At 62.6% G+C, this 25,927-nt stretch carries 20 protein-coding genes and 1 pseudogene; 5 read left to right on the top strand and 16 right to left on the bottom strand.

Annotated elements, in window-relative coordinates:
- Window positions 1-7: 7 nt before the first annotated feature.
- The 4 genes from JQK88_RS02655 to JQK88_RS02640 form a co-directional block, all read right to left on the bottom strand.
- Complete coding sequence (locus JQK88_RS02655; protein ID WP_192259492.1) at window positions 8-1,141, bottom strand: ABC transporter permease; 1,134 nt, start codon at window positions 1,139-1,141, stop codon at window positions 8-10.
- Entirely contained in the window at window positions 1,142-2,149 is a 1,008-nt protein-coding gene (locus JQK88_RS02650; protein WP_203277360.1) for an ABC transporter permease, read from the bottom strand.
- A gap of 102 nt (window positions 2,150-2,251) precedes the next feature.
- Window positions 2,252-4,363 carry an ABC transporter substrate-binding protein gene (locus JQK88_RS02645; protein ID WP_203277359.1) on the bottom strand — a complete coding sequence of 704 codons (2,112 nt, stop codon included), beginning with the start codon at window positions 4,361-4,363 and terminating at the stop codon, window positions 2,252-2,254.
- Between the two features lie 97 nt (window positions 4,364-4,460).
- The gene (locus JQK88_RS02640; RefSeq protein ID WP_203277358.1) at window positions 4,461-5,927 is read right to left on the bottom strand and encodes an alpha-glucosidase/alpha-galactosidase; all 1,467 of its coding nucleotides are present in this window, start codon (window positions 5,925-5,927) and stop codon (window positions 4,461-4,463) included.
- Window positions 5,928-6,175: 248 nt separating this feature from the next.
- Between JQK88_RS02640 and JQK88_RS02635 the strand changes: the two genes are divergently transcribed.
- Window positions 6,176-7,018, top strand: coding sequence for an AraC family transcriptional regulator (locus JQK88_RS02635; RefSeq protein ID WP_210388229.1), 843 nt, complete (start codon window positions 6,176-6,178; stop codon window positions 7,016-7,018).
- A gap of 19 nt (window positions 7,019-7,037) precedes the next feature.
- Here the strand turns inward: JQK88_RS02635 and JQK88_RS02630 are convergent, their stop codons facing one another.
- The 7 genes from JQK88_RS02630 to JQK88_RS02600 all read right to left on the bottom strand — a co-directional run bounded on the left by JQK88_RS02630 (window position 7,038) and on the right by JQK88_RS02600 (window position 14,124).
- Window positions 7,038-8,105, bottom strand: coding sequence for an ABC transporter ATP-binding protein (locus JQK88_RS02630; protein WP_192259502.1), 1,068 nt, complete (start codon window positions 8,103-8,105; stop codon window positions 7,038-7,040).
- A 3-nt stretch (window positions 8,106-8,108) separates the two neighbouring features.
- Complete coding sequence (locus tag JQK88_RS02625; protein WP_112562064.1) at window positions 8,109-8,957, bottom strand: carbohydrate ABC transporter permease; 849 nt, start codon at window positions 8,955-8,957, stop codon at window positions 8,109-8,111.
- Complete coding sequence (locus tag JQK88_RS02620; RefSeq protein ID WP_203277356.1) at window positions 8,957-9,880, bottom strand: carbohydrate ABC transporter permease; 924 nt, start codon at window positions 9,878-9,880, stop codon at window positions 8,957-8,959. Before JQK88_RS02620 ends, JQK88_RS02625 begins: the two co-directional genes overlap by 1 nt.
- A 179-nt stretch (window positions 9,881-10,059) precedes the next feature.
- Window positions 10,060-11,337: an ABC transporter substrate-binding protein gene (locus tag JQK88_RS02615; RefSeq protein WP_203277355.1), complete on the bottom strand. Its 1,278-nt coding sequence runs from the start codon at window positions 11,335-11,337 to the stop codon at window positions 10,060-10,062.
- Window positions 11,338-11,363: 26 nt separating this feature from the next.
- Entirely contained in the window at window positions 11,364-12,560 is a 1,197-nt protein-coding gene (locus JQK88_RS02610; RefSeq protein WP_203277354.1) for a PLP-dependent transferase, read from the bottom strand.
- On the bottom strand, window positions 12,557-13,291 hold the full coding sequence (locus tag JQK88_RS02605; protein WP_203277353.1) for a FadR/GntR family transcriptional regulator: 735 nt from the start codon (window positions 13,289-13,291) through the stop codon (window positions 12,557-12,559). The genes JQK88_RS02610 and JQK88_RS02605 overlap by 4 nt, the downstream gene beginning before the upstream one ends.
- Before the next feature lie 125 nt (window positions 13,292-13,416).
- Window positions 13,417-14,124 (bottom strand): DJ-1/PfpI family protein, encoded by a 708-nt coding sequence (locus JQK88_RS02600; protein ID WP_192259514.1) that lies wholly within the window; start codon window positions 14,122-14,124, stop codon window positions 13,417-13,419.
- Window positions 14,125-14,211: 87 nt separating this feature from the next.
- On the opposite strand from JQK88_RS02600, the gene JQK88_RS02595 reads away from it, so the two are divergent.
- Entirely contained in the window at window positions 14,212-15,159 is a 948-nt protein-coding gene (locus tag JQK88_RS02595) for a GlxA family transcriptional regulator (RefSeq protein WP_203277352.1), read from the top strand.
- A 289-nt stretch (window positions 15,160-15,448) separates the two neighbouring features.
- Here the strand turns inward: JQK88_RS02595 and JQK88_RS02590 are convergent.
- Both JQK88_RS02590 and JQK88_RS02585 read right to left on the bottom strand, forming a co-directional pair.
- A pseudogene (locus tag JQK88_RS02590) lies at window positions 15,449-16,254 on the bottom strand (family 1 encapsulin nanocompartment shell protein).
- On the bottom strand, window positions 16,251-17,303 hold the full coding sequence (locus JQK88_RS02585) for a Dyp-type peroxidase (protein WP_203277351.1): 1,053 nt from the start codon (window positions 17,301-17,303) through the stop codon (window positions 16,251-16,253). The pseudogene JQK88_RS02590 and the gene JQK88_RS02585 overlap by 4 nt, the downstream one beginning before the upstream one ends.
- Before the next feature lie 740 nt (window positions 17,304-18,043).
- Between JQK88_RS02585 and JQK88_RS02580 the strand changes: the two genes are divergently transcribed.
- Together JQK88_RS02580 and JQK88_RS02575 are read left to right on the top strand one after the other, a co-directional pair.
- Window positions 18,044-18,949 (top strand): WecB/TagA/CpsF family glycosyltransferase, encoded by a 906-nt coding sequence (locus tag JQK88_RS02580; RefSeq protein ID WP_192259522.1) that lies wholly within the window; start codon window positions 18,044-18,046, stop codon window positions 18,947-18,949.
- On the top strand, window positions 18,946-20,172 hold the full coding sequence (locus JQK88_RS02575) for an FAD-dependent oxidoreductase (protein ID WP_192259524.1): 1,227 nt from the start codon (window positions 18,946-18,948) through the stop codon (window positions 20,170-20,172). Before JQK88_RS02580 ends, JQK88_RS02575 begins: the two co-directional genes overlap by 4 nt.
- Before the next feature lie 93 nt (window positions 20,173-20,265).
- On the opposite strand, the gene JQK88_RS02570 is transcribed toward JQK88_RS02575, so the two are convergent.
- Window positions 20,266-21,414 (bottom strand): GNAT family N-acetyltransferase, encoded by a 1,149-nt coding sequence (locus JQK88_RS02570; protein WP_192259526.1) that lies wholly within the window; start codon window positions 21,412-21,414, stop codon window positions 20,266-20,268.
- A gap of 258 nt (window positions 21,415-21,672) precedes the next feature.
- Here JQK88_RS02570 and JQK88_RS02565 point away from each other — a divergent pair, with 258 nt between their 5' ends.
- Entirely contained in the window at window positions 21,673-23,175 is a 1,503-nt protein-coding gene (locus JQK88_RS02565) for a glucosamine inositolphosphorylceramide transferase family protein (protein ID WP_246749724.1), read from the top strand.
- 110 nt (window positions 23,176-23,285) lie between these two features.
- Here the strand turns inward: JQK88_RS02565 and JQK88_RS02560 are convergent, their stop codons facing one another.
- Both JQK88_RS02560 and JQK88_RS02555 read right to left on the bottom strand, forming a co-directional pair.
- Window positions 23,286-24,380, bottom strand: coding sequence for a glycosyltransferase family 4 protein (locus JQK88_RS02560; protein WP_192259528.1), 1,095 nt, complete (start codon window positions 24,378-24,380; stop codon window positions 23,286-23,288).
- A complete protein-coding gene (locus JQK88_RS02555; RefSeq protein WP_192259529.1) occupies window positions 24,377-25,789 on the bottom strand; it encodes a lipopolysaccharide biosynthesis protein in 1,413 nt (470 codons plus the stop codon). Before JQK88_RS02555 ends, JQK88_RS02560 begins: the two co-directional genes overlap by 4 nt.
- Window positions 25,790-25,927 lie beyond the last annotated feature (138 nt).

Genomic DNA, 25,927 nt, shown 5'->3' with positions numbered 1-25,927 from the left:
GGCCACCTCAATAGGGATCGACGGCATCGCGCAGGCCGTCGCCCAGCGCGTTGAAGGCAAAGACGGTGACCAGCACGAAACCGACCGGCGACAGGATCCACGGATAGGTGCCGATGACCGAATAGGTCGCGGTGTCCTGCAGCATCAGACCCCACGAGATCAGCGGCGGTTTCACCGCGAAGCCGAGGAAACCAAGAAAGGCTTCGAGCAGCACCACCGTCGGGATCGCGATCGTCACCGCGACGATGACGTGGCTCATCACATTGGGAAAAATATGCTGCATGATGATGCGCATGTCGGTGGCGCCGACCGCCATGGCGGCGCGTACATAGTCGATCCGCGCCAGCGCCAGCGTCTTGCCGCGCACCTCGCGCGACATCTGCGCCCAGCCCAGCGCCGACATGACGATGATAACGAAGGCGAGGAAGACATTGGTCGGCGCGGTCACCGGGATCAGCGTCGTCAGCGCCAGATAAAGCGGCAGTTGCGGGAAGGCGAGCACCAATTCGACGAAGCGCTGCACCCAGACGTCGAACCGGCCGCCGAAATAGCCCGAAACCATGCCGACGGTGGTGCCGATGACGGTGATGATGAACACCACCGTCAGCGCGATCATCAACGAGACGCGCGAGCCATGGATAGCGCGCGACAGCACATCCCGGCCGAACTTGTCGGTGCCGAGAAAATGCACCGGCAGGCCGTCGGTCGAGGCGAAGAAATGCCGGTTGGCGGGGATCAGCCCGAGCAGCCGATACTCGGCACCCCTAACGAAGAAGCCGAGCAGGCGCGGATGCTCGTAGTCCGGTCCGACGACCGGCTGGAAGGTGACCGGGTCGAGGTCAGCCGAATCCGCCAGCGCATAGACCCGCGGCTGGAGCACGAAATTGCCGTCCTTGTCGTGAAAACTCATGACTTGCGGTGGGGCGAAAGCGACATCGGTCGCCTTGGGGTCCATCGGCGCGAGGAAATCGGCAAACAGCGCCATCAGCACAAGAAGCACGACAAGGATCAGCCCGGCCATGCCGGTCCAGGAGCGCCGCAGCCGGCGCCAGACCAGCGCCATGTAGCTTTCATTGCCGCGCGGTGTCGGAATCGCTGTTGCTTCGGCCGGCGGCGGCGGGGATGGGTCGCGTGCCAACATCTAGCTCTCTCCGAACTGGCGCACGCGCGGGTCGAGCAGCGCAAGCAGCATGTCGGCGATGATGTTGCCGACGATCAGCGTCGCCGAAAGCACCATCATGAACGTCGCCGTGACATAGACGTCGCCGACCGCCATCGAACCGACAATCGCCGGCCCGACCGTCGGCAGCGCGAAGATGATCGCCGTCTCGATCTCGCCGGTCAGCATGTAGGGCAGCACCACGCCCTGATACATGATGAGCGGGTGTAACGCGTTGGGTACGGCATGGCGCATGACGACGGCGCCGCCGGTAAGCCCCTTGGCCTTGGCCGTCTCGACATACTGGGCGTTGAGCGTATCGAGCAAATTGCCGCGCATGACGCGCATATTGTAGGCGAGCCCGCCGAAGGTGGCGATCGCCACCACCGGCCAGACATGTTTGACGAGGTCGGCGAACTTTGCCCACGACCACGGCGCGCCGCCATATTGCGGTGAGAAGAAACTGCCGATCTCCGACACGTTGAACTGGAAGACCAGGAGATAGACGATGATCAGCGCCATCAGGAAGCGCGGCACGGTCATGCCGAGGAAGGAGATGGCCGACAGCGTCGAGTCGATCCAGGTGTATTGCCGGGTGGCCGCCCAGATGCCGAAGGTGATGCCGAGCACCGAAGCCAGCAGATGGCAGACCAGCGCCAGCAGCAGTGTGCGCGGCAGCCGCTCGCCGACCACGGCGGCGACCGGCTTGTTGTAGTAGAGGCTGTAGCCGAAATCGCCGCGGGTGACGATGCCGGCGATCCAGTTCACGTACTGAACCGGCAGCGGTTTATCGAGACCATGCTCGATGCGGTAGGCTTGCGCCTGCGCGTCGGCTTCGGCAAAAGACGCGCCGCCCTGGTTGATGAGCTGCGAGCGGATATAGTCGGCATAGTCGCCCGGCGGCGCCTGGATGATGGCGAAGGTGACCAGGCTCAGGATGACCATAACCGGTAACGCCGATGCTATGCGCATGGCCAGGAATCGCAGCACCGTCTCGCCTCCTCGTCGCCGGTTTCAGGGTTCTCTGCCGCTGACCTTACTCCGTCCCGGCCGCGCGCGCAGCGCGGCCGGGCGTCAGCCAGGGGAGGTAACTCAGTTTGTCGGACCCTTGTCGCCGGGCTTGCCGGGAAGCTGCTCGGGAAAGAGTTCGTATTTCTGCTGCTTGTCGGCGGCGACGAAGACGCGTTCGCGCACGATCGAATCCTCGGCCCAGTTGAACATGAAGATCGGCGTTCCCTGCGGGATGTTGGAGAAGCGCTTGTTGATGATCAAGGCGCCGGGATATTCCGTTAGGCCGACATTGTAGACATGCTCGGTCGAGATCTTCTGGAACTCCTTCATCAGGCTGGCGCGCTCGTCATTGTCTGACGAGGAGACGAACTTGTTGACGATGTCGACGAGATCCTTTTCGAACGGCATCAGGTCGACCTGGCCGCTTTCCGGCGCGCGGTGATCCCAACTGGTCTTGGGGCCGACGGGAGCGAGTTGCACAGTATTCTGCACAACGGAGGTCAGCTCCTGCTCGTTGCGCCGGATCAGCCAGTCGAAGCGGCCGGAATATTGCGTGGCATCGCGCTGGGTGCCATTGAGGCCGTTGAGCACGATCCTCAAGCCCAGCTTCTCCATCTGCGCGACGACGCCTTCCGCAAGGCTCTTGTCGGTGGTGTAGTCGTTGTTGACCAGCATCACGATCTCGACATCCTTGCCGCCGGCGGTGCCGGCTGGGAAGTTCACGATACCGTCGCCGTCCGTATCCTTGAGGCCGGCCTTGGCGAGCTCCGCCTTGGCGCCTTCGAGATCGAAGGGGTAGTAGACGGTCGAGTCGCGGTCATAGAAGCTGGTGCCGGAGGAAAAGCCGCCGGGGTAGATGGCGGTGAACGGACCCTTGACCAGCGAGTCGCCGAGCGCCTTGCGGTCGAGCGCCATGGTGATGCCCTTGCGGAAGTCCTCATTGCGGTTGAGCTCGCGGATCGCCTGACCGCGTTCGTCCGGATTGCCCCAGCCATTGGCGGAAAAATTCATGCGCAGATTGTAGCCGATCAGGCGCGGGCCGAAGGCGAGCCGGGCCGGTGCATCCTTGTCCGCCGCGCGCTTCAGCGAAGCGACGAAGTTTTCCGGCTGCTCGAGGTTGGAGAAATCGGCGGCCCCGGCAACAGCCTGGACATCGCGATCGGCCCAGGTCGACAGCTTGTAGTGCAGCTCGTTGAGATAGGGCAGCTGGTTGCCCTTCTCGTCGACCTTCCAGTAGTAGGGATTGCGGCGAAGAACGATGATGTCATCGGGCCGATACTCCACCGGCACCCAGGCGCCCATCACCGGCATATTCATATATTCCGGCGGGAACGCATTCTTGAACTGATCGTAGGTGTTCTTCGAATATTTCGGATGCTGCGGTTTCAATATATGCGCGGGGCCGGGGCAGAAAGTGCCATAGGCCATGGCATAGAGATACTGCTTGGGAAAGGCGTCCTTGAACGTCCATTCGACGGTGTAGTCGTCGATCTTCTTCAGCGTCGTGCCGACACCGAAGGTTTCCGCTGTGGCGCCGTTCAGCGGCGAGACATTGGGATCGACCACTTCGTCGTCCCAGTAGAACATGACATCGTCGGCATTGAACGCAACGCCGTCAGACCATTTGGCGCCTTCGACCAGGTGCATCGTCAGCGTGTGGCCGTCCTTCGACCAGTCCCAGCTTTTGGCGAGGTTCGGCAGCGGCTCGGTGTCCCTGGCCTCGACCTGGAACAAGGGCGCGGTGCGCGTCAGGCATTCGGAGAGGCCGATGTCGATGCCGCCCCATCCTTGCGTCTGGCCGGCGCCATAGTTCCAGCCCTCCGGCCGGCCGCCAATGACGTGGCGCATGGTGTCGCCATAGACGCCGATGCCGTCCGGCATGTTGCTGGTCTTGAACACCAGCGGCTCCTTCGGCAGGCGGTCCTTGACCGGCGGCAGCTTGCCGGTCTTGACGTATTTCTCGGTGACCCAGTCGGGCTCGTGATATTCGGGCAGCGCCTTGAATTCCAGGATGGAATCGCGGGCGACGTATTTGATCTTGCCCTCGGCTGGAAACTGCGCCGGGACCGGCGGCACGGTCGGCTCCGATGCGTATGCGCTGCTGAGCGCCGATGCCGACACGCTCAGCGCCATGCCGGCGAGAATGCCAATTCTTCGCCCGGTGAGAATGCGAATTCTGCGAAAGTTCCTCATAGTCTCCTCCCAGATGTTTCGACGTCTGCTGCTGCCTGCATCACTTCACGACGACTGATTGGCGAACCGGCCTCCCGCGGTCCGCCTGCAAGCATTCTCAGCCGGCCTGTTTCAGTGCCGTCTTTTCGGCGCGCAGTTCCTCGATCGAGCGCACATTGCGTCGCGCCGCACCCGCCCAATCACGGGTCTTCACCTTCGATTTCGAAAGCCGCTCCTTGGCCTCCGGCACGGCATCGGCATATTGCGGCAGCCAACGGGCCTGGGCGACGACCATCTCGTCGACCATCTGCCACACCTCTTCCGGCGTCGACACCGCACCGACCAGCGGATCGTGCAGCACGGCGAGTTTCAACAGGTCGATATCGCCAGATATCGCCGCATGCACCGACATGCGCTGGACGTTGATCGACGAAATGCAGGTGGCTGCGCACGCTTCCGGCAACGTGATGCCGGAAGTCATGTTGATGCCGAAGCGATCGACGAAGCCGGGCGACTCGATGATGGCGTCCTGCGGCAGGTTGGTGATGATGCCGGAGTTCTTGACGTTGAAGTGGCCGCGATAGACGCGATTCGTCTCCAGCGCTTCGAGAATGTGGCTGGCGTGCTCGTTGGAGCGCTTCGACGCGTCGAGCGGCTTCGACGCCGCTTCGAGGAATTGCGGATATTCCGTCTCAAACCAGTTGCGCGTTTCGGTGGAATAACGGAGGTAGCCGCCGGTCTCGCCGTGGATCCAGTCGGACATGTCGATCCAGCGGGTGATTTCGTCCGGCCGCTTGCGATACCAGGGCAGATATTCGGAGAGATGACCGTTGCTTTCGGTCGAATAGACCCCAAAACGCTTCAGCACGTCGATACGCAGTTTTTCCTGCTGCGAGTAGACCGGATGCGCCTCGAAGGCGGCGATCAGTTCGTCCTTGCCTATTCTGCGGCCGTTGAGGCGAAGGTCAATGAACCAGGTCTGGTGGTTGATGCCGGAGCAGACATAGTCGAGTTCACTGTGCGATTTGGCGCCGAGCACTTCGGCGATCTGTTCGGCGCCGTGCTGGACGCCATGGCAGAGGCCGACCGTGTCGACCTTGCCATATTCGATCGCCGCCCAGGTGTTCATCGCCATCGGGTTGGCATAGTTGAGGAATTTCGCGCCCGGCTCGGCGAGTTCGCGGATGTCCTTGCAGAAGTCGAGAATGACCGGAATGTTGCGCTGGCCGTAGAGGATGCCGCCGGCGCAGATCGTGTCGCCGACGCACTGGTCGATGCCGTATTTCAGAGGAATGCGAATGTCGTCGGCATAGGCTTCGAGCCCGCCGACCCGCACACAGCTGATGACGTAGCGCGCGCCTTCGAGCGCCTTGCGGCGGTCGGTGGTCGCGGTGACCTTTGTCGGCAGACTGTTGGCCTCGACGATGCGGTCGAGGATCGCCTTGATCATCCCGAGATTGTGCTCGCTGAGATCGGTCAGAGCGAATTCGATGTCGGCGAATTCCGGAACGCACAGAATGTCGGTGAACAGTTTTTTGGTGAAGCCGACGCTGCCGGCGCCGATAATAGCGATTTTGAAACTCATCACCTTCACCTCGATCCTATCGAATGCCAGGCAAGGAGCAACGGAGGAGCGTATGGCGGCGCGCCCATGGCGCGCATGCCATTCGAGCCGGAATTCCGGCTCTTTTTCCTCCCCGCCCGCTCCTCGACCGCGGGTCTTTCGCGTTCTCAGGATTTGGATTATGCCTTTATTCCAGGGCGCGACCAGAGAACGTTTATGCTTTCGAGGGTAATTTTGTGCTGCGTGACCTGATCGCCAACGGACAGTTGATGCGCACCATCTCGCTGCCGCGCGGTCGCCAGCGCCTGCATGCCATGCCGACCAGCACCGGCTATGAGGTGCGCGAAAGCGTGACCTATGACTGGGATGGGCGCAAGCGCGGCCAGACACCATTTACCGTGCTGCAGCACACGATCAGCGGCACCGGCCAGCTGCGCTACGAAAACCGCAACTACCGCCTGCAGGCGAACGACACGCTGCTGGTGCTGGTGCCGCACAACCATCGCTACTGGCTGGAGAAAGGCGACCGCTGGGAATATTTCTGGATCTCGATGAATGGCGAGGAGGCGCTGCGCATCCACAAATCCATTCTCAGCGTATCCGGGCCGGTGTTCCGGCTGCAGCCGGAGACGATCGATCATCTCGCCGATTGCAGCCTGCGCCTGATCAAGGGCGGCGCTTCGCCGGGCGCTGCTTCGGCGATCGCGTACGAGGCGGCGATGGCGCTTTACGACGATGTCTTCGGCTCGCACGCCTTCACCGAAAAACAGAGCGCCATGCAGCCGGTGATCGACCATATCAACGCCAATCTCGACAAGCCCCTGCCGGTGGCCGATCTCGTCCAGATCAGCGGCCTCAGCCGCGCGCATTTCTCGCGCTGCTTCGCCGAAAGCGAAGGCATTCCGCCGGCCGAATTCGTGCTGCAGCAGCGGCTGCAGCGGGCGGCGAAACTTCTGACCAGGGCCGATTTCCTGCCGGTCAAGGAGGTCGCCATATTGTGCGGCTTCGAGGACGCCAACTATTTTTCGAAAGTCTTCCGCCGGCTCTACGGCATCAACCCGACGCAGTTCCGGACCACCGGCATGTATGCCAGCCTGGGCAACCACCGGTAAGGAGGGACTTCAGGCACTCTCACCCGATGCGGTTGCCGCTTGCCGGATCGAACAGGTGCAGCGCTGCCGGATCGGCGGACAGCCGCACCGTGTCGCCCGGCCGGATAGTGCTGCGCCCCATGACGAAGACGCAAACCAGCTGCCCCGCGAACCTGACATAGAACTGCGTCGACAGGCCGAGCGGCTCGACCACTTCGACCTCGGCCTTGAGCGGACCATCCTCGGCGAGCTGGATGTGTTCCGGCCGCAGCCCGACAGTCAGCTTGTCGCCATCCTTGAGCGGCAGACCATCGGGCAATCTCAGCTTCTGGCCGTCGGCCAGCACCGCATCCACCTTGCCACCCTTGGCGACCGTCGCCGGCAAAAAGTTCATGCCGGGCGAGCCGATGAAGCCGGCAACGAAGGTGTTGACCGGCCGGTCGTAAAGTTCGAGCGGATGGCCGACCTGTTGGACATAGCCGTCATGCATGACGACGATGCGGTCGGCCATGGTCATGGCTTCGATCTGGTCGTGCGTGACATAGACCGAAGTGGTCTTGAGCTGCTGGTGCAGCGCCTTGATTTCGGCGCGCATATGCACGCGCAGCTTGGCGTCGAGATTGCTGAGCGGTTCGTCGAAGAGGAACACTTTGGGATCGCGCACGATGGCGCGGCCCATGGCCACGCGCTGGCGTTGGCCCCCGGACAATTGCCGCGGCAGCCGGCCGAGGAAACTGTCGAGGCCGAGCCGCTTGGCGGCAGCCCCTACCCTGCCGTCGATCGTCGTCTTCTCCGCCTTCTTGAGCAGCAGGCTGAAGCCCATATTCGACGACACATCCATATGCGGGTAGAGCGCGTAGGACTGGAACACCATGGCGATATCGCGGTCCTTCGGCGCGACGTCATTGACCAGCCGCTCGCCGATGCGGATCTCGCCGCCCGACACTTCCTCCAGCCCGGCAATCATGCGCAGCAAGGTCGACTTGCCGCAGCCGGACGGGCCAACCAGCACGACGAACTCGCCATCGGCGATTTCAAGATCGACGCCGTGCAGGATGCGCAGCGAACCGTAGTCCTTCTCGACGTTTTGCAGCGTGACGGAAGCCATCGATTATCCTTTGACCGCGCCGGCGGTCAGGCCGGTGACGAGATAGCGTTGCAGGAAGGCGAAGAAGATGCAGACCGGGATCAGCGCCAGGATCGACGCCGCCATCATCTGCCCCCAGTCTACGGCGAACTTGCCGATATAGGTGAGCAGGCCGACGGCAAACGTCTTCTGGTCGTCGCTGGAGATCAGCATCAGCGCAAACAGCAATTCGCTCCAGGCAGCGGTGAAGACAAAGCCGAGCGTCGCGCCCATGCCGGGCAAGGTCAGCGGCACGATCACCTTGCGCATTGCCTGCGCACGGGTGCAGCCGTCGATCATCGCGGCTTCTTCCAGATCTTTCGGAATGCCGTCGAAAAAGGACTGCATCAGGAAGGTGGCGAAGGCCGTGTTGAAGGCGGTGTAGATGATGATCAGCCCGACCAGGCTGTTGGTCAGGCCGAGCTCGCCCATGACGCGGTAGATCGGCGGGATGACCATCACCAGCGGAAAGGTTTGCGTCAGCAAAAGCATGATCGCCAGCGTCGCCTTGCCGCGAAAGGTAAAGCGCGACATGGCATAGCCGGCGAGCGTGGCGATGACGGTGACGAATGCCGCCGTCGACACCGAGACGATGACGCTGTTGAGGAAATAGCGCGGGAAATCAGAGGCTTCGAGCACGGTGATGAAGTTGCGGAATGTCGTTTCCGAGGGCCACAAAGTGATGCCTTCGGAATAGAGCAGCCGCTCCGGCGTCACCGAGATCTTCAGTGTCCAGAAGATGGGAAACAGCGCGAAGATCATATAGGCGGCAATCGCCGCGTAGAGGCCGATGCCGCTGAAAATGCGCGAGGAGGTGGAGCGTCCGGCGATCATCAGACGTGCCTCACCAGCAAGCGGCGAATGGCGATCAGCGCGATCGCATAGGCTATGAGCAGGACCAGCAGTAGCACCGCCACCGCCGAGGCATAACCCTTGTCCAGCGACTTGAAGGCGCTGACATAGATGTAGACCGGCACCGTACTGGTCGAGCCCGCCGGCCCGCCTTCGGTCATGACGAAGATCAGATCGGCGAAGGTGGCGATCCAGATCGTGCGCAGCATGACGGTGATGACGATGGTCGGCGCCAGGAAAGGCAGCGTCACCTTGGTGAAGCGCTGCCAGGGCGAAGCGCCATCGATGGCTGCCGCCTCATGCAATTCCGATGGGATCGACTTCAGCGCCGCCAGCAGCGTGATGGCGAAGAACGGGATGCCGAACCAGATGTTGGCGATGATCGGCCCCCACATGGCGGTGGCCGGATCGGACAGCACATTGGTCGGCTCGGCCTTCAGCCCGAGGGCAAACAGCCAATGCGGCAGCGGCCCGATGATCGGGTTGAACAGCCAGGCCCAGGTCAGGCCAGACAGGAAGGACGGCACCGCCCAGGGCAGGAACACAACCGCCTGGACGAACTTGCGGCCGATGAACGGCCTGTCGAGCAGCAGCGCCAGGCCAAGCCCGAGGAAGAACTGGAACAACAGGCTGGCGACGGTCCACCACAGCGTGTTGACCAGCGCCTGCCCCAGCACCTGGTCGGAGAGCATCGCCTCATATTGGCCAAGGCCGACATATTCGGATTTGAAGGCTGAGAATTTGCGGAAGGAATAGCTGATGCCGATGATCAACGGCACCAACAGCACCACGACGAGCAGAACGATCGCCGGCGAGAGATAAAGCCAGGGTTCGATGGCGGCATGCGTCAGCCGCTTCTTTCGCGGCCGGCCTGCTGGTCGTATTGTGGACACGGCATAGGTCATCGGCTTCTGGATCGTCTCCTGGAGCAGCGTCGGGGACAGCGTCCTTCTCCCCGTTCACGGGGAGAAGATGCCGGCAGGCAGATGAGGGGCAGCGCGAGCCTTCGGAGGATAGCGCTGCCCCTCATCCGTCACTTCGTGACACCTTCTCCCCGTGAAACGGGGAGAAGGGAAAAGGGCGCCTACTTTTTGTTCTTGGCCATCCAGTCCTGCTGTTCCTTGGTCAGGAACGCGGCCCACTGGTCGGCAACGTCCTTGGCCGACTTCTGGCCGAGCAGCACTTCCTGGAAATTCTTGATCGCCACCTGGTCGACGAAGTTGCCGAGGTTCTCCAGATGCGTCGGCGGCGTCACCATTTCATATTTGGAGGTGTCGCTGAGCTCGGTGAACCAGCCCTTGAACTGCTCGGTCTTGAAATGGGCGTCCTGGTCAGCGCCGTTGTGGATCGGCACGACGCCGACTTCCTTGGCCCATTCCAGATTGTCCTTGGGCGACAACAGCGTCGCCATCAGCTTCCAGGCATCGTCCTTGTGCTGCGAATTGGCAAACATCGCCCAGCCGGCATAGCCCAGCGTCGGATAGGACTTGCCGCTCGGCCCGACCGGCAGCGGCGCCACGGCAAAATCGTCGGCGCTCATCTTGTCGGCAATGCCGATCAGCGCATCCGGATCCTGGTTGAGCATGGCGCAGGTGCCGGAATAGAAGCCGGTGACCGTTTCGTTGAAGCCCCAGCTCACCGCATCCTTCGGCGCCAGCCCGTCCTTGTACATGTCGGCCAGCATCTGCAGGCCCTTGACCGAGCCTTCCTCATTGATGGTCGAGGTGCCGTCCTCGTTGAAGTAGCCCCCCTTGCCCTGAGCGATGTTCATGAACATGTGCATGCCGTTGAAGGCGCCCGGGCCGCCACGCAAGCAGTAGCCATATTTGCCGGGAATGGCGGAGATCTTCTTTGAATCGGCAATGAAGTCGTCGAGCGTCGCCGGCGGGCCGTCGAGACCGGCTTCCTTGAACAGCTTCTTGTTCCAGAACAGCGCGTTCACATAATAGCCGTAGGGGATCATGAACTGGGTGTTGTTGACGGTCGAGCCGAACTGCTTGGCGCGCTCGCCGAGCGTCTTGGCATCGTCCCACTTGGCCATGTAGGGGCCGAGATCCTCGAGCTGGCCGTTGGTGGCGTAGAGACCCATCCAGCGCTCCGGCATCTCGACGATGTCGGGCGTATCGCCGGCCTGCACCATGGTCAGGAATTTCTCGAACGCCTGGCCCCAGGGCAGCGAGACCACCTCGACCTTGACGCCCGCATTGGCGGCCTCGAACTCGGCGATCTGCTTCTTCAGGAATTCGGTGCGCTGCGGGCTGGTGATGACCTCGACCAGTTTGAGGGTGGTGTCGGCCAGCGCGCCGCTGGCGGAAATTGCCAGGCCGGCAGCGGTGGCAAGCATGATGCTCAGTCTTTTCATGTTCAGAACTCCCATTTTGAACCCAGTTATTTTTTTGCTTTGTCGAAGGCCTGGGCGATGTCGGCCCAGAGATCCTCGACGCTTTCCAATCCGACATTGAAGCGGATGGTTCGGGGGCTGACGCCGAAGCGCGCCATCGAATTCAGACCCGGCGTCTGCTCGAGCGAGGCCTTTGCCGGCACGACCAGGCTTTCATGGCCGCCCCAGCTGACGCCGATGCGGAAGAATTTCAGCGCATCGACGAAAACCGGAATGTCGACATCCTCCGTCACCTCGAAGGAGAACAACCCGGCATAGCCGGCAAGCGTCTTCTTGCCGGGATGGTTGGAATAGGCGGGATGATTGACCCGCTCGACCTTGTCATGCGCCTTGAGGCGCTCGGCGATGGTCAGCCCGCTCTTCATGTGATGCGGCAGCCTGAGCGGCAGCGTGCGCAGGCCGCGCAGCAGCAGCCAGCCCTCGAAGGGCGACAGCTTGGCGCCGAGCTGGGAGTAGGTCTGGTCGTTGATGTGCTTGATGTGGGCGGCCGAGCCCGCCACCACGCCGGCGACGGTGTCGCTGTGGCCGCCGAGATATTTGGAGGCCGAATGCAGCACCAGATCGACGCCGTGCAGGATCGGTTTCTGGAACACCGGCGTCGCCCAGGAATTGTCGATGGTGGTGACGATGCCCTGCTCTTTCGCCAGTCGCGCCAGATGCGCGATATCCTGCAGCTCGAACATCATCGAGGTCGGGCTTTCCAGATAAAGCAGTTTCGCGCCGGGCAGTGCCGCCGCGATCGCGTCCGGATCCGAGCCGTCGACATAGTCCACCTTGATATTCAGACGCGGGAACAGCCGCTCGAACAGCCGGTAGGCGTCGCCATAGCAGTTGCGCACCGCGACAATGCGCTCGCCGGCGCCGACGAAGGCAAGCAGCGTGGAGCTGATTGCGGCCATGCCGCTGGAAAAGCCGCGCGCGGCTTCAGCACCTTCAAGCGCTGCAACGCGCGCCTCGAACTCCATCACCGTCGGATTGTCGCCGCGCGAATAGATCGGCTGCTTGCGGCGGCCGGCAAAGGTGTCGGCCATCTCGGCATAGCTGCCGAAGGTGAACAGCGAGGTCTGGTAGATCGGCGGCACCACTGCATTGCCGGGGAACGGATCGTCATGCGCCAGCAGCGTCGCCGCCTCGGCGAGATAGTCGCTGCCGGAAATGCCTGGGTCGAAGCTGTGCTCGTTCATTTGCGGTCCGCAAGTTTGAGGTTGGCCGCGCCGCGCTTCAGGTCGTCCTCGACGGTAGCGATCAGCTTCAGCGCCTCGGCCCGGGCGCCTTCCGGGTCGTGCGCGGCGATGCAATTGAAGATGGTGCGGTGGTAGGGAAAGCTGGCATGGCCGAAATCGCGAACACCGAGCGGATGCTCCCAGAAGCGGTGGAACAGCTCGTGCATGGCAGCGATGATCTGCTCGAACAGCGGATTGCCGGAGGCGCGATAGATCGCCTGATGGAACTCCCAGTCCTCGTCCGACGACATGCCGGCGCGCATCTTGAAGGCGTCTTCCATGATGTCGAGCTTGCGCTCGATCTCGGCGAGGTCGTCCTCGTCGGCACGGACAGCGCAAAGTGCGGCGGCTTCCGCTTCCAGTGCGCGGCGGATTTCCAGCGTGCGCATCAGGCCGGTGAAATCATTGCCGCCGGCGAGTGTCAGCGGCATGTGCAGCATGTCGAGCGAGACGGCGGCCTTGAGATAGGTGCCCGAGCCCTGCCGGCGCTCGACCAGGCCAAGCCCTTCCCAGCGCGTCAGCGCCTCGCGCACCGTGTTGCGGCTGACCTTGAGGCGCTCGGCGAGGATGCGTTCGGTCGGCAATCTCTCGCCGGGCTCCAGCTTTTCGCGCATGACGAACCCGGCCAACGCCTTCAGCACCGCATCGTCGCGGGCCGTCGTCTGGATCGGCGGAAGGCTGAATTCGGTCACGCCTGTGCTGCAAACTCAAAGTGGTTCAATGGTCCAACCAATTTCTGCACAGACGAAGGGACGTGTCAACAGTCGAAACGTAGCGGGCCGAAGGGCCAGAGAGATGCTCCTTCGGCCCTGCCGCTTCAGCCGTGGATCCGCGCCGGCGCAGCGGCCGCGCGAGCCTTGCGCCAACGAGCGAACATCTCCTCGCGAACCCGCCTCGAACCAGAGAGGCGCTCCTTTGCCTGCGCCAACACGGCAGGCGAAGCCTCGGCGGGCGTGCCCGACTGGAAAGGAGGCGCGGGGGCGTATTCGAGCGAGAGTTGCACGATCTCAGCTTCCTCCTGTCCAAGCAGCCTCGCAACCAGCTCCAGGCCGAAATCGATCCCGGACGTGACACCGCCGGCGGTAATGAGCTTGCCGTCCTCGACGATACGCTCATCGACGGGGATCGCCCCGAACTCCTCAAGGAAATCATGTGCATACCAGTGCGTCGTCGCCCGCTTGCCCCTGAGCAGCCCGGCCGCGCCGAGCACCAGGGCGCCGCTGCACACCGAGGTGATGTAGCGCACCTGCGCCGCGCGCTCCCACACGAAATCGAGGACTGTCTGGTCCTCCAGCAGCGGATTGACCCCACCCCCGCCCGGAATGCACAGCACGTCGAGCGGCGGACAATCGTCGAAGGTCGCCGTTGGCGTGAGAGACAGCCGTGTGGAGGACATCACCGGATTGCGATCCTTCCAGATCAACTCCACTTCCGCGCCCTTGGCTGTTGCCAGGACTTCGTAGGGACCGGTGAGGTCGAGCTGCTGGACGTTGGGGAATACGAGGATGCCGAAACGCAGGGGCATGGAAATCTCCGTGGGTTGACTTCAGCCAATCTACGGCATCATGCTTTGGCACGATTGCCATTCATCCCTCGTTTCAGGCCAAACCCGATGCGCCGTATCGAAGTGCTTGCCTATCCCGACATCCAGCTTCTCGACGTCAGTGGACCGCTCCAGGTCTTTGCCAGCGCCAACGACTTCAAAAGGCAGGCCGGCGAGCCTGCTCCCTACGAGGTCTCGGTCATCGCCGCCTCGCCGCGCATCCGCACATCGGCCGGCCTTGTGCTGGAGGCAGCAGCGCTGCCGGCGCACGGAGGCGAGATCGATACGTTGATCGTGCCCGGCGGATGGGGCGTCAACGCGGCCTGCGACGATCCCGTGCTGGTCCAGTGGATCGCCGGCCGCTCGCGCGATGCCACGCGAACCGCCTCGGTCTGCAGCGGCGCCATGCTGCTGGCGCAGGCGGGCCTGCTCGACGGCCGTCGCGCCGTGACCCACTGGGGACGTTGCGCGGAGTTCGCCCGGCGCTTTCCGGCAGTCCGCCTAGAACCCGACCCGATCTTCATTCGTGACGGCAATGTCTGGACGTCCGCCGGCGTAACGGCGGGGATCGATCTCGCGCTCTCCCTCGTCGAGGCAGACCTTGGCCGGCATACGGCGCTTGCGGTGGCGCGCGAGTTGGTGGTCTTCCTGAAACGCCCCGGCGGCCAGGCGCAATTCAGCCAGACCCTCAAGCTTCAGCAAGGCGACGGGCGCTTCGATCGGCTGCATGGTTGGATCCTCGAAAATCTGGCTGGCGACCTGTCGCTGGCGCAGTTGGCCGACCACGCCAATATGAGCCCGCGCAGCTTCTCGCGGCGCTATCGCGAGGCCACCGGCCGGACACCCGCCCGGGCGATCGAGGAGATCCGCATCGAGGCGGCGCGACGGATGCTGGAGCGGGGCCAGCCCGTCAACCAGACGGCACGCCGCTGCGGTTTCGGCTCGGAAGAAACCATGCGACGCGGCTTTCTGCGCGTGCTGGGCACCAACCCGCGCGCCTATCGCGAACGTTTCTGATCGCGACTGCTCGCGCCATCAACGCGGTGGCCGACGCCGTGGGGATAGAGCCCTATCCCGGCAATCTGCCCAGGCGGGAAGCGAAGCGCTCCACCATTGCGAGGCCGACTTCGCTCGGCCGCATCGCCGGCGCCCTGTCGTGTATCGGTAGACCCGCGCGGGCGCCAAACAGCCGCTTGCCGTAACAGATCAGGTTTTCTGGCGCAGCCCGGTCTGGCGCCACAAGGACGGCTCCTTCGCCGAATGGTAGCCTGGCCGCTCTTGCGGCCAAGCCGTTACGACCTCGTGTTCACTTTGGCGGCGGTGCAAGCGTAACGCAGGCCTCTGAGGTCAGCAGCCGGAAGGTGAACGTCTCCTGCAGATAAAGCTCGACGCTCGTGCTGGAATGCGAGAGGTAGCCGATCGACAGGTCCTGGCCGATATCGAGCTCGAAATCCCCGCCGCGCGTGGAGAGCACGAACCCACCTTCGATGGCCGGCGCCCAGATGATGCCGCCATCGACCATGCGCTCGATATGATGGAGACCGGGTAACCCTCGTCGCTGCCGCCGCTGACGGCCGTGTAGGCCGCCGCACCCAGCACCAGCGCATAGGGGCCGTTGACCCCGGCGAGCCGCAACTGGCTGACCGCCTGGGCAACCGCTTCCGGATAGCCCATCATATTGGCCGGCAACGCCACGACCGGATTGCTGGTGCCTTCACGAATGCCCTGGATACCGGCGGCGGCGTAGCCGTCGAACACCGAGCGATCCTCGGCAAAAGCGATCTTGCGCGCCGCTTCCTTCACCGCGGACCAATCCGAATCCGTGGCACCCCGGTCGACATCGTCAATCGCCTGGCGCGTCAAGTCGAACGGAACCCGCAACTCGACCAGCGCCTTGACCTCGCGCTGTGTCGATTGAACCCCCTCGCCTGGCGCCGTGATCGGCTTGGTATGGCCGGTGCCGACGGAAGACAGGTCAAAACCCTTCGGGCCGACGACGTCGACGACGCGCCGCGCCGCCAGATGTCGCTTGAGCGTGCGCGATGCCTCGTCATCGATCTGCGCCCAAGCGCCGTCGGAAATGGGAGCGAGTTCCCGGTAAAGCGTGTTCATGTCTGCCTCATATCCTTGAGAGATCCGATACCGAGTGAACCATCGCGCGGGCGCGACTGGGTTTGATCCGTCGCCTCAGGCTCGGTCGACAGCGGAGCAGCAGTCGCATCCGCCGCAACACCGTCAAGAAAACTCGCAGACGGCACGAAAAACAGTGTGCCCGTCACCGCGCGGCTGAAGTCGAGCAGCCGGTCGTAATTGCCGGGGGGGCGGCCGATGAACATGTTCTCCAGCATCTGTTCGATGCGCCGCGGCGAGCGGGCATAACCGATGAAGTAAGTGCCGAACTCGCTCTTGCCGGCATCGCCGAACGGCATGTTGTCGCGCAGGATCTCCAGCTCTTCGCCGTCCTCGGTGATCGACGTCAGCGCATTGTGCGCCGATGTCGGTTTGACCGCGTCATCGAGTTCGATGTCGGAAAGCTTGGTCCGGCCGATGATCTTCTCCTGCTCCGTCACCGGCACCTCGTTCCAGCGCGTCAGGTCGTGCAGGTATTTCTGCACGATGACGTAGCTGCCGCCGGCAAAGTCAGGATCCTCCTCGCCGATGATGGTGGCGTCGATTGCGCCCTGATCCACGGGGTTCTCGGTGCCATCGACGAAACCGATCAGATCGCGGTTGTCGAAATAGTTGAAGCCCTGCACCTCGCCCGTCGTGGCGACAGCGCTACCAAGCCGCGCCATGATCTGCGTCGCCAGTTCGAAGCAGAGGTCCATTCGCGCCGCACGGATATGAAACAGCATGTCGCCCGGCGTCGAAACAGCGTGATGCTGGCCGCGGATCTCGCGGAACGGATGCAGATCCCTAGGCTTTGGGGTTGCAAACAGCCGGTCCCACGCGTCGGAGCCAATTGCCATGACACAGGACAACCCGCCCTCGAGGTCGCGAAAGCCGACCGCTCGCTTGAGTGCGGATAGATCGGCACACAGACCGCGTGCGGTCGCGTCGTGTTCGGGGCCGGGTTTGAGCGTAACGACAAGAAAAATCGCGGCCCGCGTCAAGACGGCGACGACCGGTTGCGAAACAACGGCTGGCAAACTGGACTCCATGCTTGATCCGTTCGGTATCCTCTGACGCGGTGCCTGAATCAAGCAGCATCTTACTCAGGTTGGTTCACAGGATTTGGCGCTTGCGCCTGCCCTCGACGATACGGTATTCCCGCCGCAATGGGCATCCCTCCAAGGGATAGGTCGGAAGGATTTTTGATCCGATTGCTTCACGATGCGCCTGCCCTTTGGGCAGGTCCGACAGGGCGAAGCGGGTTATGAAAAGCAGCGGCGTCGAATTCTCGACGCATGGCACGAGAACGATGTCTGCAAGTAGATGCAACCAGAACAACATAGTTTTACCAACAGCGGTTGCTTGCAAACATCGGATCGGTTGATGCTTTTGACATCCAATCTAAAGCAATCGCTATCCACGGAACATGACGGAAATCCGATTCTCATCGACCTTTTCTTGACGCAGGCCGCGTCGACATTTCCATGTCGTCCGCGGCTGCGTAGGCGTTCGCGACGCCAAACTCCCCGCCACACTGCAATCGAATTCTGTGGGCCGACAAAATGCAAAGAGCGCGTTGATCCAATTGGGTTTTTTGCTTCAGGACCAAAAAAAACCCGACCTGAAATGGTCCGTTCTCCGCGATTTTGACAACGCTTCGCTGCGGCGATGCAACACATTGATTTATCTGTCAATTTTACGAAAAATTTACCCGTTAACTAACTATTAACGTATCGCTTAACTTTCCCCTCGTTTTACTTAGAATACTTCGAAATGGGTAACTTCCACGATGCGTGACGTTTCAAAAGAGTCTCAACAGGGTAAGAGCGCGATCCGCGAAGCGGATGCGCGGCGCCCCGAAGCGTCCGCAGCAGGTGAGGTTTCCCATCCTCGCTCGCTTGGCGAGACCGCATCCGCAGGCGTGACAACCGGCGCGCAGCTTCCCGCCTTGCCGACGGTTGTGCTCGGCGGCCTGCCGATCACCGTAATCGATCGGCAAGACGCCGCCCGGCTGATGATCGCGTCGGCGCGCGGGCATCTGCCCAACACCCGCCCCTATTATTTCACCTCCGCCAATGGCGATGTCATCGCCCAGGTGGGGCAGAATACGGAGGTCGCCGGGCTGTTTCGCCGGGCCGACCAGATCTTCGCCGATGGCCAGCCGCTGGTTTTCGCCTCGCGCCTGCTGTGCAGCGTGCAGCTGCCCGAGCGGGTCGCCACCACTGACCTGTTCCATGATGTGGCCAAGCTCGCCGAACAGGACGGCACGACATTCTACCTGCTGGGTTCGACGGAGGCGGAGAACAACAAGGCTGTCGCCCGCATCAGCGCCAAATACCCTCGCCTGCGTATCGCCGGCCATTGTCACGGCTTTCTCGCCGGCCAGGCGCTTGAAAGGAAACTCGACGAGATCAACGCGCTTGCGCCCGACATATTGTGGCTGGGCCTCGGCGTGCCGCGCGAGCAGATCTTTATCCGCGATTATGCATCGCGGCTCCACAATGTCGGCCTGATCAAGACGTCGGGCGGGCTTTTCGACCATATCGCCGGCAAGGTCCGCCGCGCCCCGCTATGGGTGCAGAAGGCTGGCTTCGAATGGCTCTGGCGTGTGATGATGGAGCCGCGCCGGCTTTTCTGGCGCTACTTCACGACCAGCCCCCGCGCCGTCTACGCCCTAGTGAGGTATTCCAAATGACTGCCGAGCACCGCCACAGTCCACTGCCGGAAGGGACCGATGCCGAGATCGCCATCGTCGGCGCCGGACTTTCCGGCACCATTGCGGCGAATGTGCTCGCACGGGCCGGTTACAGCGTCATCCTGATCGATCGCCATTCGGTCTTTCCCAGGGAATTCCGTGTCGAGAAAGTCGCCGGCGACCAGATTGAAAAACTGCGGCGGCTTGGCCTTCTGGACAGGCTTTCGACGGCGGCCGTGGCCTTCGACGACATCGTCAACATTCGCAGGGGGCGTGTCCTCGACCGCACGCATGCGCGCCACTACGGCATTTTCTACGATGACCTCGTAGCCGCCATGCGTGCCGAACTGCCCGAAAATGTTCGCTTCATCTCCGGCCGCGTCAACGGGCTGGAGACAGGAGCGGAACGCCAGCGCGTGTCGATCCTCGATCATCACGACGTGACGGCGCGGCTGCTCGTGCTGGCCACCGGCATGGGCGACATTCTGAAGCGTGACGTCGGCATCGAGCGCCACTTCGTTCACCAGAAGCAGTCGCTGACCTTCGGCTTCAATTTGCGCCCGGTGGGAATAAGCGCCTTCAAGCACGCGGCCGTCACCTACTACGGCGAGCGGGTCTCCGACGGCATCGACTACCTCACCCTGTTTCCCGCCGCCGACGTCATGCGCGCCAATCTGTTCGTCTTCCGCGATCACCGTGATCCCTGGGTAAAGGCGCTGCGCGAACGTCCACGGGAAACGCTCATCGAAACACTGCCGGGGCTGGTTAAGACATTCGGCGATTTCGAAGTCATCAACCGTGTCGACAGCTGGCTTACCGACATCACCGTGGCGCAGAACTGTGTGCGCAACGGTGTCGTTTTGATCGGCGATGCCTATCAGACCTCTTGTCCGGCCGCTGGAACCGGCGTCAGCCGGCTGCTCACCGATGTCGAACGGTTGTGCACGGTGCATGTACCGCAGTGGATGGCTTCGCCCGGCATGACGGCGGCCAAGATCGCAACATTCTACGACGATCCGGTAAAGCAGGCGATGGACGAACACGGCCTGCATATGGCTGATTTTCGCCGCAGCCTGACCATCGACACGGACCTGCGCTGGCGCGCGCGCCGGCAGCTTCATTTCAGCCGCCGCCGCGTCATGCAGAGGATCGCCACTCTAAGCCCCGCTTTCGCCGCCAGGCTGCAGAGTTTCAGAAAGCCAGGCATAGAAGCCACGACCTGAAACAGCTCTATCTTTGTTTTTACGCAATTCCGCGGCGAAAGCGCTGGCGCGCTTTTCCCGCGAAAAACGCTTCACCTTTTTTCTGTAATTGTTCTAGGAGCCGGCCGCCTCGTCGCTGGGCGCCTGCGGCAGCACGGTACGGCCGGACTTGGGCTTCTTGCCATGCGACCCGACCAGCCGTCGCGCCAGCACCTTGGCCGCCGGCAGTTTCTCGACCGTCATGTGCGCGGCATAGCCGAGCGGGCTGCCGGCCCTGAAAATCTGCCACATCGGCGATGGCCGGCCACCAAAGGTAATCTTGTAGGGTTCGTCCCCAATCGTGAAGTCGAGCGAATGGTCGCCGCGCTCGATGCAGTCGCGGGCGATCTGTTCGAACATCAGGCTGCCGATCGACTGCTTCCGGTAACCCGCCTCGTCAAAGCCGCCGAGAATGACCAGCAGCGAGCCGCGATGTGCGAGACCAAGCGCGCCGGCGATCGCCCGATCGTCCATCCAGAACGTGTAGGTGCGGGCAAAGCCGCCACATCCCTCGGCCGCCACGGCCATATAGAACTCGAAATAGGACGGCGACTGCAACAGGTCGGCCGGGCCGTCGCTGCCGTCGAAACGCTTGCCGCGGTAAAATTTGAGCGCATCGAATGTCGTTCGGATGGCGTCGATACTATCCGAACATTCAAATCGTGCCTGACCCATCCGGCCGAGCTGCCGCGACTTCTTGTCGAGCTCCTTGCGATATGAACTGTCGAGCTGATGTTCGCGCCACGCTGCGAATGTCGTCTCGAGCTTGCTGGAATAGGCGCTCATGCCCATGCTTTCACGCTTGTCGATGCCAAACAGGCGCTCGATTGCCAGCGAGCGGTCGGCCAGCTTGCCGATGCGCAGCAGGTCATAGGGCTTCAGATGTTTTCGGATGGCGGCCACAGTGCGGCCGTCTGCCACGATACGCGAAAACGTCTCCTCGTCGGCGACCGGCGATATGTAGTCGGAAACACGCATGTCGGCGAATTCCACGACTTTCAAGAGCGTGTAGCGACGCCTGACCAGCGGCAGGACCATCGCCAGTCTTCCGCCTGCACGCACGACGATGATCAGCGGCGTGGCCGCACCATGCCCGACGATCTTCTCGTACAGCAGGGCGAGCCAAATGGGGTGCTGAAAAGCGGTCGCAGCCGAGCTGGCGAAAAGCTCGGCATATTCCTTCGAACGAAAATCGAACGAATCCTCGACTGTGACTTCAAACATGTATGGTCCGAACCGGCTGGGCATGGTCTATCGACGCTGTCTTGCGTTCCACGTCAAGGTCAACCGCATGGAATGTTGGAAACTTGGTATATGCGGAGCCTCAAGCGCTGATTGCATATCTACCGTCAATCCAGCATTGCGCGGCTGCCCGGCAGGTTGGTCAAGTTCTTCCCGTAAAGCGAATGGCCAGACTTGCAAGTAACCGCAAGGTAAGTTTTTTCAGTCAGTCATTTGTTTGTACCGGTCATTTCTCTTCAAATGTCCAGGCCGGGTCCCGATACAATCGCGAACTGGTGCGACATGCTGGCGATCGACGTCATTGTTCCACAAACTGCACCGCGCCTGTGGCAGAAGATTGTCATCGAGCAACTGCAATCGGACGGCCACGATGTCGCCGTGCTGCAGCAGCCGGGAACGGCAGGCTGGCCAGGTTCGGCCAAAGCCGCGTTCGCGTTCGAACAGCGCCTGTTTCGGCGCCGCCGTCCCAATCTGGCCGCGGCGTTGAACGAGATTCCGGTCCAGCCGGCCGGCCGGTCCGCAGCACTCAGGCTGGACCTTGCCGGCAATGCGCCGCGATCCGATGTACCAACCATTGGCCTCCTTTTCGACGGATCTCGGTCCGATCTCGCAGTGGCAACAGTGGTCGCGGCCGGAAAGTTGCCTGTTATCGACGCCGTCCTTGATGGAAAAGTGGTCGGCCAGGCACGGCCGATGGTGGACAAGCGGGAATCGGTGGCGCTCGGAACCGAAGATGTGCTCGCACGCGCCATTACCCTGATCGTCTCGCTCGCCAAGGCTTTTGCCGACGGCCGGCCCTTGCAGAACGAACCGTCGTCTGAAGCTCGTAACGCTCCGGTAACGCAATTCCTGCCCGCCTATCTCGGTTCGGCGCTGCCGCGGCTTGGCCGTGAAATCATCCGGCGCGTCAGCTATCGCCACGCGCATTGGCGGGTCGGCTACCGCTTTGCCGATACCCCCGGCGTCGTGGAAACCGGCAGGCTGGGCAGCGGCTGGTCGGTGCTGCCCGACCCCGGCGACCATTTCTACGCCGATCCGTTCCCGTTCGAATGGCAGGGCCAGTCGTTCCTATTCGTCGAGGACTATCCCCATGCCACCGGCAAGGCTGTCATCTCGGTCGTTGCGTTCGATGCCAACGGGGTTCCGGAGGCGCCGCGGGTGGTTCTGGAGGAACCGCACCACCTCTCCTATCCCCAGGTGTTCGAGCGCGACGGAGTAATCTGGATGCTTCCCGAAGCCAGCGCCAGCAGCAAGCTCACCCTCTATCGCGCGTCAGCTTTCCCGGATCGCTGGACCGCCGAGACCGTTTTGGTCGAGGGCGAGATTTCCGACGCAACGCTGCTCGAACATGATGGGCAGCTCTGGCTGTTCGCCACCGACCGCGACGGCTACGGCAGCACCTCCGACACGCTGGTGGTGTTTTCGGCTCCTGCCCTCACCGGCCCCTGGACGCCACATGCCGGCAACCCGATCGTGATCGACCATCGCATGGCGCGTCCGGGTGGCGCTTTCGTACACAGCCGCGACGGCCGTATCGTTCTTCCCGTACAGGACGGAACGCTCGGCTATGGCGGTGGCCTCGGCCGGTCCGAACTGTTGCAACTCGACCGGCAGACGGTGCGGCTTTCAGCACCTCGGCCGATCGTCGCCGATGGCGACTGGCCATACCCGAAAATCCACACGCTCAACCGCGCCGGCAGGCTGGAAGTGATCGACGGGATTGCGGCGGTGCGGAGGCGCTAAGCAATTCCAGGAAAAGTGTGAGCGGTTTTCCCGGGAAAAGCGCGCAGCGCTTTCCTTTGGGAATTGCGCAAAATAAGACATAGAGCGATTCGCCGTTTCCGTGAGCCGCTCTAGGAAAGCAGTAGCGCCTCGTAGCCGGCACACATCTGGGCGGGCGAGTACTTGTCCTTGAGCCGCCGACCGGCCGCCGAAAGCCTGGTCATGAGCTCCGGCCTGGCGATCATCTCGGCAAGCCCCGTGGCCATGCCGGCAGCGTCGGCCTCGACGAAGATCGCAGCCGGTTCGCCGTCTTGCGCGGTCAGCACCTCGCGCATCACCGCAAGATTGTTCGCCACCACCGGCAGCCCGGAAATCGCCGCTTCGACGCAGGCAAGACCGAAGGTCTCGCTCGTCGACGGAAAGGCGTAGACATCGCCCGCCGCCAGGAATTCGAAAATCTGCGCCGGCGGAACTTCGCCGACCAGATGCAACCGGTCCGCCACGCCCCGCTCCCTGGCAAAGGTGACAAGCGTCTCGAGTTCCGGTCCCACGCCGGCAAGCGCTACATGGATGTCGGACAACCGTGCAAGTGCCCCGACCAGCGCGATCTGGTTCTTCGTCCGCGTCAGGCGTCCAGACGAGACGGCAAGCCACGCATTGCCTGGCAAGCCGAAGCGGGCGCGCGCAGCAGCCTTGTCGAATTGCTCACGCGGCGCCGATACACCGTGATCGATGCGATGGAGGCGGCGCCGGTAGGCTTGCGGGTAGTGATCGAATTGGGCTTCGGTCCAGGCCGAGTTGACGATGTTTGCATGGTAAAGGCCGGTCACGCCCATAAGCTTGTCGATCTGGGAGAGCAGGCCCATCGTGCCCTTGGTGTGCGGTGCGCCGCTCTGGTTGGCGACGATGTGCCTGACCCCAGCCAGTCGCGCGCCGATCGTGCCGAAGATGTTGCCATAATGCTGATAGGTGATGACGGCATCCGGCCGCGCCTTGCGCAGATAGCTCACCAGTCCGATGGTCGCCCGAATCTGTCCCGGCAAGCCTTTTGGCGGCTCGGTAAGGATGAAATCGGCGCTGGCGTCGTGGTCGAATGCGTCGGTCTTCCGGTACATGAAGACGGTGCGGACATCATGGCCACGCGCCCGCAATCCTTCACCCAACATGTCGGAAACGCGTTGCGCACCGGCCGCCTCCGCCTGCGTCTGGACCTGCACGATCTTCACGTGCGGTCTCTAAGCACAGGACGGGAAACGGCTGCCGCCTTGCCCATCGCGAGGCCGAAGATGGACGGGTTTATGCCTATTCGGCGCCGCGCGATCGACACTGCGAGGGCAGTCCAGGCAATCACCGTTCCGGCGATGGTGACCGCCGCGCCGACCGGCCCGAAATAGTAGGTCGTCGCGGCCGTCGCGGCGAGCCCCAGCACGTTGACGATGATCAGCACCTTGAACAGTGCATGCTGAAGGCCGGTCAGTTGCAGCAGTATCTCGATCGGGCCGCAAGCGGTGGCGAAGGTCGCGCCGATGCCGAAGATGACGAGCGTCGTACGCATGGTCGGCGTGTCATAGGCCGGATTGAAAATGGACAGGATGAAGCCGCCGAAAAGCCAGAACGCCGCCAGCACGCAGAGCGCAATGGCGAAGCTGCCGAGTGCCGCAAGACTGGTGATGCGCTGCACATGCGCTCTGTCGCCGCTGTAGAAGGCGCTCGAAATCTGCGGCGCCAGCGCCTGGTTGATGCCGTTGAGCGCCAGCGCCACGAAACGCGTTGTCCGGTCGGCCACGAAGATGGCGCCGGCCGGCACCGGCCCCAGGATCATGGCCACCAGCAAGGTGCTGACCTGGCCGAGCGCCGGCGGCAGCGAGGTGACGCCCCACAGGCCAAGTGTCACCGTCTTGAATTCCTGCTTTTGCGCTTGGCTGAGCGGGCCGCGCTCGGCGCGCGTGGTTTCGCGCAGCAGAAGCATCGTCTGCGGCACGACCGAAAGGATGAGCAGCCCGGCGGTCAGAAAGGTCGCTGCGACCGCACCCATCTCGATATGCAGGAAGCGGCACCCGAGCATGGCGGCAATGGTCGCCGCCCGCCATATGATATCGCGCGGCAACAGGCCGTAAATGAGTGCATGCTTGGCGCGGAAGGCGCCGGAGGTGAATTCCGACCAGCCGAGCGAGAATGACAGCACCGCGGCAGCCAGGCACAGTGATAGCCATTCGGGCGTGCCGCCGCCGACGAACGGCAAAAACCCCGCTACCAGGATGAGCAGGCTGGAGACGACAAGCCCGAGCAGCGCCACCAAAATGGCGCGCGCCATCATGCCATGCGCCGAATTGAGATCGCCGAGGCCGGCATATTGCGGCCAGAACCTGAGCACGGTGCTCTGCTGGCCAACCGATGCAAAGAAAGAAACCAGGCTGGCGCCGGCATAGGTGGCGCTGTAGAGGCCGAACTGCCGCTCGTCCATCACCATCGCAACGGCCACGAACATCAGAAACGACAGGCCGGCACTGGCGAGCTTGATCACACCCGCGACCGCCCCGCTCCTGGCGAGCGCGGGGATGGACATGCGCATGTTGGCTGCCGGATTGCCGCTCCCAGCCATTGCGGCTTTTTTGTCGCTTATGTTGTCATCCAAGATCGGCTCCCGTGACGATCGGCAATGGCCTTGCCCCCGCGGCAGCCGAACCGACCCTGAAACCTGTCCCTGAATAGAACAAAAACTCACGCAAGCGCCAGTGCCAACGCGACGAATGGTTACTGGCGCCCCCTGCAT

It is taken from the genome of Mesorhizobium caraganae (assembly GCF_016836705.1).
Classification (GTDB): domain Bacteria; phylum Pseudomonadota; class Alphaproteobacteria; order Rhizobiales; family Rhizobiaceae; genus Mesorhizobium; species Mesorhizobium caraganae.
Note: the sequence above shows the minus strand (reverse complement) of the source record. Positions and strands in the feature narration are given on the sequence as shown.

Excerpts from the sequence above, each read along its gene's own strand:
- JQK88_RS02600 (WP_192259514.1), bottom strand. The coding sequence starts at position 14,124 with ATGCCCCTGCGTTTCGGCATCCTCGTATTCCCCAACGTCCAGCAGCTC.
- JQK88_RS02630 (WP_192259502.1), bottom strand. The coding sequence starts at position 8,105 with ATGGCTTCCGTCACGCTGCAAAACGTCGAGAAGGACTACGGTTCGCTG.
- JQK88_RS02655 (WP_192259492.1), bottom strand. The coding sequence starts at position 1,141 with ATGTTGGCACGCGACCCATCCCCGCCGCCGCCGGCCGAAGCAACAGCG.
- JQK88_RS02575 (WP_192259524.1), top strand. The coding sequence starts at position 18,946 with ATGACTGCCGAGCACCGCCACAGTCCACTGCCGGAAGGGACCGATGCC.
- JQK88_RS02645 (WP_203277359.1), bottom strand. The coding sequence starts at position 4,363 with ATGAGGAACTTTCGCAGAATTCGCATTCTCACCGGGCGAAGAATTGGC.
- JQK88_RS02570 (WP_192259526.1), bottom strand. The coding sequence starts at position 21,414 with ATGTTTGAAGTCACAGTCGAGGATTCGTTCGATTTTCGTTCGAAGGAA.
- JQK88_RS02625 (WP_112562064.1), bottom strand. The coding sequence starts at position 8,957 with ATGATCGCCGGACGCTCCACCTCCTCGCGCATTTTCAGCGGCATCGGC.
- JQK88_RS02585 (WP_203277351.1), bottom strand. The coding sequence starts at position 17,303 with ATGGAGTCCAGTTTGCCAGCCGTTGTTTCGCAACCGGTCGTCGCCGTC.
- JQK88_RS02615 (WP_203277355.1), bottom strand. The coding sequence starts at position 11,337 with ATGAAAAGACTGAGCATCATGCTTGCCACCGCTGCCGGCCTGGCAATT.
- JQK88_RS02635 (WP_210388229.1), top strand. The coding sequence starts at position 6,176 with ATGCGCACCATCTCGCTGCCGCGCGGTCGCCAGCGCCTGCATGCCATG.
- JQK88_RS02565 (WP_246749724.1), top strand. The coding sequence starts at position 21,673 with ATGTCCAGGCCGGGTCCCGATACAATCGCGAACTGGTGCGACATGCTG.
- JQK88_RS02595 (WP_203277352.1), top strand. The coding sequence starts at position 14,212 with ATGCGCCGTATCGAAGTGCTTGCCTATCCCGACATCCAGCTTCTCGAC.
- JQK88_RS02620 (WP_203277356.1), bottom strand. The coding sequence starts at position 9,880 with ATGACCTATGCCGTGTCCACAATACGACCAGCAGGCCGGCCGCGAAAG.
- JQK88_RS02580 (WP_192259522.1), top strand. The coding sequence starts at position 18,044 with ATGCGTGACGTTTCAAAAGAGTCTCAACAGGGTAAGAGCGCGATCCGC.
- JQK88_RS02610 (WP_203277354.1), bottom strand. The coding sequence starts at position 12,560 with ATGAACGAGCACAGCTTCGACCCAGGCATTTCCGGCAGCGACTATCTC.
- JQK88_RS02640 (WP_203277358.1), bottom strand. The coding sequence starts at position 5,927 with ATGAGTTTCAAAATCGCTATTATCGGCGCCGGCAGCGTCGGCTTCACC.